The organism is Trinickia sp., assembly GCF_036503415.1.
GTDB lineage: Bacteria > Pseudomonadota > Gammaproteobacteria > Burkholderiales > Burkholderiaceae > Trinickia.
Genome location: NZ_DASXWY010000172.1, coordinates 1 through 7,259 on the forward strand (window position 1 = coordinate 1; position 7,259 = coordinate 7,259).

Sequence of the window (7,259 nt, forward strand, 5' to 3'; positions counted from 1 at the left end):
CGTTCGAGCGCGACGCGCGAAAAATCGGCCAGCCGGCTCATGGATTGCGTGCGTCGCAGCGACCCATTGCCGTCAGCGGGACGCTCGCCGCCGGCGCTCGCGCGTTGCGTGAGCGCCCCCAGCACGGCGTCGCCGCGGCTCGACCCCGGGCGTGCCGCGCCGGCGGGGAGCCCGCCGGGGGCTTTGCCATCTTTCGTCGACGCGGGGGGGTGATCGCCGAACTGTGCAGCGGACGATCCGATCCGTAGGGGCATGGTTCACTCCTGCCGCCCGCGCCGGTCATCGGCCGGCACGGCCGTGGATTAACGTTGATCTGCACCGCAGAGTAGTCCCTCCTCATCAGGTTTCTTGCATCGAGCGGCGAGGGCTAGCGCCACTGAGCGAAACGTTCCGGATCGATCGGGACATCGAGCGCGGCAGACCCGGCAACAGGGGCGCAAGGCGGAGGTGAGCTTTTACGGGAGCACCTGCTTCCACGTCGCTTGCGCTGACAAGGGTGAGCTTTTACGGGACTCGCAATTCGGCATCCGCCAATCCGACGTCGTCACGAAAATCGGAAACGTGCGAAGATCGTGGGTTTCGACGTCGCGTATGCGCGTCGTGGCGACCCTAACCGGGGCAAGTCGGCCCCGGCATCCCTGAGTTGAGGAGAGATTGACGATGGAGATCACCGGACACATGCTGATCGGCGCAGAGGCAGTGCGCGGCACGGCTGGCACGCTGCGCGCGTTCGACCCCGCGCGCAACGCGGAAATCGAGCCGGCGTTCGGCGCGGGCGATGCGAACGACGTCGATCGTGCCTGTCGGCTCGCGCGTGAGGCATTCGACCCGTTTCGCCAGGCCCCGCTCGAGCAGCGCGCCCGGTTCCTGGAGGCGATCGCCGAGCAGATCATCGCGTTGGGCGATGCGCTGATCGAGCGCGCGCATATCGAATCCGCCTTGCCGAAGGCGCGGCTCGAAGGCGAACGCGGTCGCACTGTCGGCCAATTGAAACTGTTCGCCGCGCTCGTGCGCGATGGCCGCTGGCTGGGCGCCACGCTCGACTCGGCGCAACCCGAGCGCAAGCCGCTGCCGCGCTCCGACTTGCGGTTGCAGAAGATTCCAGTGGGACCGGTGGCCGTCTTCGGTGCGAGCAACTTCCCGCTGGCGTTCTCGGTGGCGGGTGGCGACACCGCGTCGGCTTTCGCCGCCGGTTGTCCCGTCGTCGTCAAGGCGCACCCGGCGCATCTGGGCACTTCCGAACTCGTCGGCCGCGCCATCGCGCAGGCGGTCAAGGAGTGCGGCTTGCCGGCCGGCGTCTTCTCGCTCGTGATCGGTGCGGGTAATGCAGTCGGCGAAGCGCTTGTCGCGCACCCCGCCATCAAGGCCGTTGGCTTCACCGGTTCGCGCGGCGGCGGTATCGCACTGATGAAGATTGCGGCGCAGCGCCGCGAGCCGATTCCGGTCTACGCCGAAATGAGCAGTATCAATCCGACGTTCGTAATGCCAGGCGTGCTCGCGTCGCGTGCAGCGGAAACGGCGAACGGTTTCGTCGAATCGCTGACGCTCGGCGTCGGTCAGTTCTGTACGAACCCCGGTCTCGTCGTCGTACTCGAAGGGCCGAATACGCAAGCGTTCATCGACGCGGCCGTGAAAGCGCTCGAAAAGAAGGGTGCGCAGACGATGCTGACGGCCGGAATCGCGTCGGCATATCGCGACGGCGTGACGCGCCGCGGTGGGGTCGAAGGCGTGAAGCGCGTTGCTGTCGGCGCGGCCAGCGATGCGCCGAATTCGGCACTGCCGGCGCTGTTCGCGACGACGCAATCGCAGTTCCTGCAACAACCGCCGCTCGAAGATGAAATCTTCGGTCCGACATCGCTGATCGTGACTTGTCGCGACATCGACGAAATGGTCGAACTCGCGGAACATCTCGAAGGCCAACTGACGGCCACGCTGCACCTCGAGCGCGACGACCACGAGCTTGCGCGCAAACTGCTGCCGGTTCTCGAACGCAAGGCCGGCCGCATTCTCGCGAACGGCTATCCGACAGGTGTGGAGGTCTCGCACGCGATGGTCCACGGCGGCCCGTTCCCGGCGACATCGGATCCACGTTCGACTTCTGTCGGCACGCTTGCGATCGATCGTTTCCTGCGTCCGGTTTGCTATCAGGATCTGCCGCCCGCATTGTTGCCGCAAGCAGTGCAGGATGAGAATCCGCTCGGGCTTTGGCGCCTGCGGGACGGCACGTTCGAGCGTCGTTGAACTGCGATGCGCGTAGCAGGCAGCCGGCCCGATCACGGGGCCGGCTGCCTGCGTGAGCCGGTGTGAACGGCGATCGGCTCAGCCACCGACGCGATAAACGCGCCCGGTCTGAGCGCCTTCGACACTGCGGCTGTAGGCAATCGCCACGCGCTTCGCGCTGACGGTTTCGAAGCCTCTGAAGTACGCTCCGTATGCCTCCACCGATTCGTCGAGCAGAGTCGGGCTGACGATATTGATCCGGATGCCGCGCGGCAACTCGATTGCCGCGCCGCGCACGAAACCCTCGAGCGCGAGATTCGCGGTGGTGGCGTTGACGCCGCCCCGGATCGGTTCGTCGGAGAGAATGCCGCTCGTCAACGTAAACGAGCCGCCGTCGTTGACGTGATGCTGAGCCGCCAATACGACGTTGACTTGTCCCATCAGTTTGTTGCGCAGGCCGATCCAGAACTGATCGGCCGTCATGTCGGCGAGCGGGCCGAAATGCACTTCTCCCATCGTCGTCACGACGGCATCGACGCGGCCGATGTCATGAAAGAGCCGCTCGACGCTGTGCAGATCGGTTGCGTCCACGTGGTGGTCGCCGCGCGTCGCACCGACTTCGACGATCTCGTGACGTTGTTTCAATTCCGCACAGACAGCCCGGCCAATGGTGCCGGACGCGCCGATCACAACGATCTTCATGTCGATCTCCTTGGAAAGATACGGCCGAATCACGCCACGTTGCAGCGTTCGCGCATCGGCAGCGCGAGCAGTATCGCAGCTGCGAGCCGGCATAGCACGCCCAGACCGGTAACGAGCGATGCGGCTGGCAAGATCTGCCACTCCCCTGGCAACATCGGCGTAACAAAAATTGCCGAGAAAAACCCGAGCGTTACGGTGAGCCAGCGAGCCCAGCGATGACGGAGTGCAACGAATAGATAAAGCGCACCGAGCAGCACGCGCGCCAGCACGGCGGCGAGCAGCGGCGGTACGCCGCCCGCGGCATTCTCCGGGGCGGGAAGCACGAGGAACTCCAGCAGAACCTCGATCCACGCGAGCGCGTAGCCAAGCGCAAGGCAAGCGAGCGCCGCCTTCAAGCGCCCGACCGAGGCCGAATCGAGCGGATGCCGATTGGCACGCAGTGCGCGCGGTGCGCGCCGCGGCGGCCTGCCGGGAAAGGGGTGGCTCGCAATCATGGTCTGCTCGCTGGAGGACGGCGTGAGCGGTGCTGCGCGGCCAAGCGCGCCGGTGCCGGATGCGCTCGCGCCAGCGTGTGTGTTTTGTCCATCGTAGCTTAGCGGCGCCGAACTTCAAGCAGCGTGAGCATGGCGGCATGTAGGCAGGTCAGTCTTGGCGTCGGCGATCGAGAGCAAGGCTCGTTCCGGGGCTCGGCTCGTGCAGTCGCTTGAATGCTGTCGCCGCATGTCGCTGTCACTGACCGCACTGGACCGATTTATTTCCGATAGAAGAGGCGTTTTCGAGGGAGTATGATTCCTATCCTGCGAGCGGACGGCCAGGCGAAAAGCGTGGTTGCCCGCTTGCTTCGCCGCCGCGCTGTGACCTACGCGCCCGGCGGGCGAGCAGTATGTAGCAGTACATAAAAAGGGTATCGGAGGCAGGCGAGTCATGCATTCTGACGCTGCATTCACGCATCGCGGATATTTGCTGAACTGCGCTCCCGCGCGGACCGGGGATGGCGCATACCAGCCATATGTCGTGATTTCACGGTCGAGCGATGGGGAGCTCGTGGCCAATCGTTTTTTTCCGGCCGAACTGCGCTTTTGCGACGAAGCCGCGGCGATCGCGCATGCGCGCGATTGGGCCGTGCGATGGATCGATGCCAGCAGCTTGACCGTTTGACGGGGCATCGCGGGTGACCCCGCCGCTGGCGGCGTTCTCGCAAAACGCGGTAATCTCTGCGGAAGTGTCACTACCCGGCCGCATCGCAAGCGGCGTTCCTTCATATCATGTCCACTCCGTCCTCCCGTCATTGGGGACTCGAGCAGATCGTCGCCGAGCTTCGTGCTTCGCGCGAAGAGCTGCATCGCACGCGTCATCCTCGCGGCATTCGCGAACTGCCTTCGCGCGAGGCGATCGTCGGCATCGTCAACGGTCTGCGCGCGGCGATGTTCCCCACGCATTACGGCGCGCCCGACCTCACTGACGAAACGGTCGACTACTACGTCGGCCATACGCTGGAAACCACGTTGCGTTTGCTATGCGAGCAGGTACGGCGGGCGTTGCGATTCTTGCCCGAGCATGCGCAGACTTCGGAGTTGGAGCTGGTCGAGCGCGCGTTCGAGATCACGCGTGCGCTGGGCACGGAGTTGCCGCGCATTCGCGCGCTGCTCGTCAGCGATATTCAAGCCGCGTTCGCGGGGGACCCCGCCGCGCAGCATATTACGGAAATCCTGCTTTGCTACCCGGGCGTGCTGGCCGTCATGCATCATCGGCTGGCGCACGCGCTGCATCGGCTCGGTGTGCCGCTGCTTGCGCGTTTCATCAACGAGATCGCGCACTCGGCGACCGGCATCGATATTCACCCCGGCGCGCAGATCGGCGCGAGCTTTTTCATCGATCACGGCACGGGCGTCGTGATTGGGGAAACCGCTGTGATCGGGGAGCGCGTGCGGCTTTATCAGGCCGTGACGCTCGGTGCGAAGAGTTTCCCGTCCGGTAGCGACGGTGCGCTCGTGAAAGGCCATGCGCGGCATCCGATCGTCGAGGACGACGTGGTGATCTATGCAGGCGCAACGATACTGGGGCGTGTGACGATCGGCCGCGGCGCTGTCATTGGCGGAAATGTCTGGCTCACGCATAGCGTGGCGCCCGGCGCCAGTATTTCGCAGGGCAATGTGCGCGAGGGCGGCCGCAACGACGAGCCCGAAACGGGCAAGCGTGGACGTAAATGAAAACGAAAAGGGGCGGACGCGTTTTGATGCATCGCTCCTCGATCGATGGAGTCGAAGCCACGTCGGCGGACACGACGCAAACGTTTGCGCGTCATTCGCATGAGCGGTTCGGTATCGGTCTCGTAGTGCGCGGCGGACAGCGTTCGTCGAGCGGGCGCGGGCCGGTGGAGGCGCGTGCCGGCGATGCGATCACGGTCAATCCCGGCGAGGTCCATGACGGCAGCCCGCTCGATGAGCAGGGGCGTGTCTGGCACATGCTCTATGTTTCCCCCGCCCTCATGGACGACGTGGCCCGCGATCTGGAAGTGCGCGCAGGCTCGTCGTTGGAAATCGAGCGCCCCGTCCTACGCGATGCGCGTTTTGCCGCGCTATTCGAACGCGCGTATTGCGGCGCGCTCGCGGGTGACGCGAGCATCGGACGGCTCGCGGGCGAGGAGGCGGTGTTCGCTTTGCTTGCCGATGTCGTTTCGCGGCATACGACCGTATGCGTGCCTGCCCGATCCGGCGTGCGCGGACATGCGGCTGCCCGTGCGGTGGCGCGTGCGCGCATGCGCATTGACGACGATCCGGCCAATACGGTGACGCTCGCCACGCTGGCGGCCGATGCGGGATTGAGCCGCTTTCAATTGTTGCGTGAGTTTGCCCGCGAGACGGGGCTGCCCCCGCATGCCTATCTGATTCAGCGGCGTGTCGCGCTCGCACGTCGATTGATCGCGACGGGCTGCGCGCTGGCCGACGCCGCGGCCGGTGCGGGGTTTGCCGATCAGAGCCATATGACTCGCGCGTTCGTTCGCCTCTATGGGATCACGCCGGCGAATTTTGCCGCAGCTATTGGCTAGGCTAATCGGCCATCGCCCGAGCCGCTGCAATTTCGTTCAAGACCGGCGCCCCCGTGAGCATCTAATCTGCGTTCCATTCATTGGAAGAACGGAGTGGCGCAGATGGCTTCGCGTTGGATGGGATACCTCTTTTGTACGCTGGCGATGATCGGCGTCGGCAGCACGGTAGTCGTCAGCAAGTTGATCGCGCATGGCCTGCCGCCTTTCACGGCAACGGCGCTGCGTTTTGCGATCGCTTTTCCGATATTCGTCGTGGCGATGCGCTTGACCGGCGAGCGGTGGCCGCGGCTCGACGCACGGGAGAGGGTGCTGCTTGCCGTCCAGGCTGCCTCGGGCAGTGTGGGCTATACCGTTCTTCTGCTGAGCGGAATGCGACTGACGTCCGCGACGGATGCGGGTGTCATCGCCGGCGCCATGCCGGTGGTCGCGGCACTCGTGGCCGTGTTCGCGTTGCGGGAACGGCCTGGGCCGATGACGTTCGCGGCCGTTGCGCTTGCAACGATGGGGGTGTTCGTTTGCACGATCGGTGCCCCGGGTACGCCTGGTACGGCGGAGGTGGCGGGATCGCTCGCCCCGAGAGGCGCGGTCGCTTCGTTGGTCGGCGATCTTTTCGTCGTTGCGGCCGTGTTCTGCGAGGGCTTCTTTATCCTGCTCAATAAGCGCTTGCGCACGCCGGTGTCGCCGCTGCAATTATCGACGCTGATCTCGGGTGGCGGCCTCGCGCTATCGATCGTTCCCGCGCTGCTCGAACCGCATTCGGCGGGCCCTGTCGATACCGTGGCACTTGCCGGTGTGGCGTATTACGCGCTCGTGCCGACGGTCGCGGGCTTCATGCTGTGGTTCGCGGGCGTCCAGCGCATCGAAGGCGCGCAAGCGAGCGCGTTGACGGCTCTCGTGCCCGTGTCGGCGGCCGGCCTTGCCGCTGTCGTACTGCACGAGTCGATCGGCGCGGCCCAGTGGTGGGGCATGGGGTGTGTGCTGGGCGCGGTAGCGCTCATCGCGCGCGATGGCGGGCGACGCGTCCGGATTTCCGAGGCGCAGCACGCTGTCTAGTTGCAGCGTATAGCGACCGACCTCTCCCGGCATCGTGGGAAGGCATGGCGACGATCGGTGCCCCACGCGAGCGCGCAAAGCGCGCCGCGTGGGGCCACCATGACGGCTACAGCCCGTCGTGATCGCTAATCCCTAATCCCGATTCGCATCGAAGAAGCGGCGAACTTCCAATTCCGCTTCGTCGCGCGTCTTGCCATATCGCTCTTGGATCAACCCCGCCAGCCGTTCGGCATTC

The 7,259-nt window shown here is 65.3% G+C and carries 9 protein-coding genes; 5 read left to right on the forward strand and 4 right to left on the reverse strand.

The features are described 5' to 3' along the window. Window positions 1-254, reverse strand: a 254-nt coding sequence (locus VGL01_RS21535; protein WP_331572971.1) for a hypothetical protein, incomplete at its 3' end; no start/stop codon positions are given. Between the two features lie 406 nt (window positions 255-660). Between VGL01_RS21535 and VGL01_RS21540 the strand changes: the two genes are divergently transcribed. After that, window positions 661-2,241 (forward strand): aldehyde dehydrogenase (NADP(+)), encoded by a 1,581-nt coding sequence (locus VGL01_RS21540; RefSeq protein WP_331572972.1) that lies wholly within the window; start codon window positions 661-663, stop codon window positions 2,239-2,241. A gap of 78 nt (window positions 2,242-2,319) precedes the next feature. On the opposite strand, the gene VGL01_RS21545 is transcribed toward VGL01_RS21540, so the two are convergent. After that, window positions 2,320-2,922: a short chain dehydrogenase gene (locus tag VGL01_RS21545; protein WP_331572974.1), complete on the reverse strand. Its 603-nt coding sequence runs from the start codon at window positions 2,920-2,922 to the stop codon at window positions 2,320-2,322. A 29-nt stretch (window positions 2,923-2,951) separates the two neighbouring features. Further along, window positions 2,952-3,416 carry a hypothetical protein gene (locus VGL01_RS21550; RefSeq protein ID WP_331572976.1) on the reverse strand — a complete coding sequence of 155 codons (465 nt, stop codon included), beginning with the start codon at window positions 3,414-3,416 and terminating at the stop codon, window positions 2,952-2,954. A 430-nt stretch (window positions 3,417-3,846) separates the two neighbouring features. Between VGL01_RS21550 and VGL01_RS21555 the strand changes: the two genes are divergently transcribed. From VGL01_RS21555 to VGL01_RS21570, 4 genes are all read left to right on the forward strand, one after another. Next, the gene (locus tag VGL01_RS21555; protein WP_331572978.1) at window positions 3,847-4,080 is read left to right on the forward strand and encodes a hypothetical protein; all 234 of its coding nucleotides are present in this window, start codon (window positions 3,847-3,849) and stop codon (window positions 4,078-4,080) included. Between the two features lie 107 nt (window positions 4,081-4,187). Continuing rightward, the gene (gene epsC, locus VGL01_RS21560; protein WP_331572980.1) at window positions 4,188-5,132 is read left to right on the forward strand and encodes a serine O-acetyltransferase EpsC; all 945 of its coding nucleotides are present in this window, start codon (window positions 4,188-4,190) and stop codon (window positions 5,130-5,132) included. Between the two features lie 26 nt (window positions 5,133-5,158). Continuing rightward, window positions 5,159-5,971 carry an AraC family transcriptional regulator gene (locus VGL01_RS21565; protein WP_331572982.1) on the forward strand — a complete coding sequence of 271 codons (813 nt, stop codon included), beginning with the start codon at window positions 5,159-5,161 and terminating at the stop codon, window positions 5,969-5,971. Window positions 5,972-6,073: 102 nt separating this feature from the next. Further along, window positions 6,074-7,024 carry a DMT family transporter gene (locus VGL01_RS21570; RefSeq protein WP_331572984.1) on the forward strand — a complete coding sequence of 317 codons (951 nt, stop codon included), beginning with the start codon at window positions 6,074-6,076 and terminating at the stop codon, window positions 7,022-7,024. 132 nt (window positions 7,025-7,156) lie between these two features. Here VGL01_RS21570 and VGL01_RS26170 read toward each other — a convergent pair. Continuing rightward, window positions 7,157-7,259, reverse strand: a 103-nt coding sequence (locus tag VGL01_RS26170) for a CsbD family protein (RefSeq protein WP_414720322.1), incomplete at its 5' end; no start/stop codon positions are given.

Coding starts and splice junctions, on each gene's coding strand:
- VGL01_RS21540 (WP_331572972.1), top strand. CDS start 661: ATGGAGATCACCGGACACATGCTGATCGGCGCAGAGGCAGTGCGCGGC.
- VGL01_RS21545 (WP_331572974.1), bottom strand. CDS start 2,922: ATGAAGATCGTTGTGATCGGCGCGTCCGGCACCATTGGCCGGGCTGTC.
- VGL01_RS21550 (WP_331572976.1), bottom strand. CDS start 3,416: ATGATTGCGAGCCACCCCTTTCCCGGCAGGCCGCCGCGGCGCGCACCG.
- VGL01_RS21555 (WP_331572978.1), top strand. CDS start 3,847: ATGCATTCTGACGCTGCATTCACGCATCGCGGATATTTGCTGAACTGC.
- epsC (WP_331572980.1), top strand. CDS start 4,188: ATGTCCACTCCGTCCTCCCGTCATTGGGGACTCGAGCAGATCGTCGCC.
- VGL01_RS21565 (WP_331572982.1), top strand. CDS start 5,159: ATGCATCGCTCCTCGATCGATGGAGTCGAAGCCACGTCGGCGGACACG.
- VGL01_RS21570 (WP_331572984.1), top strand. CDS start 6,074: ATGGCTTCGCGTTGGATGGGATACCTCTTTTGTACGCTGGCGATGATC.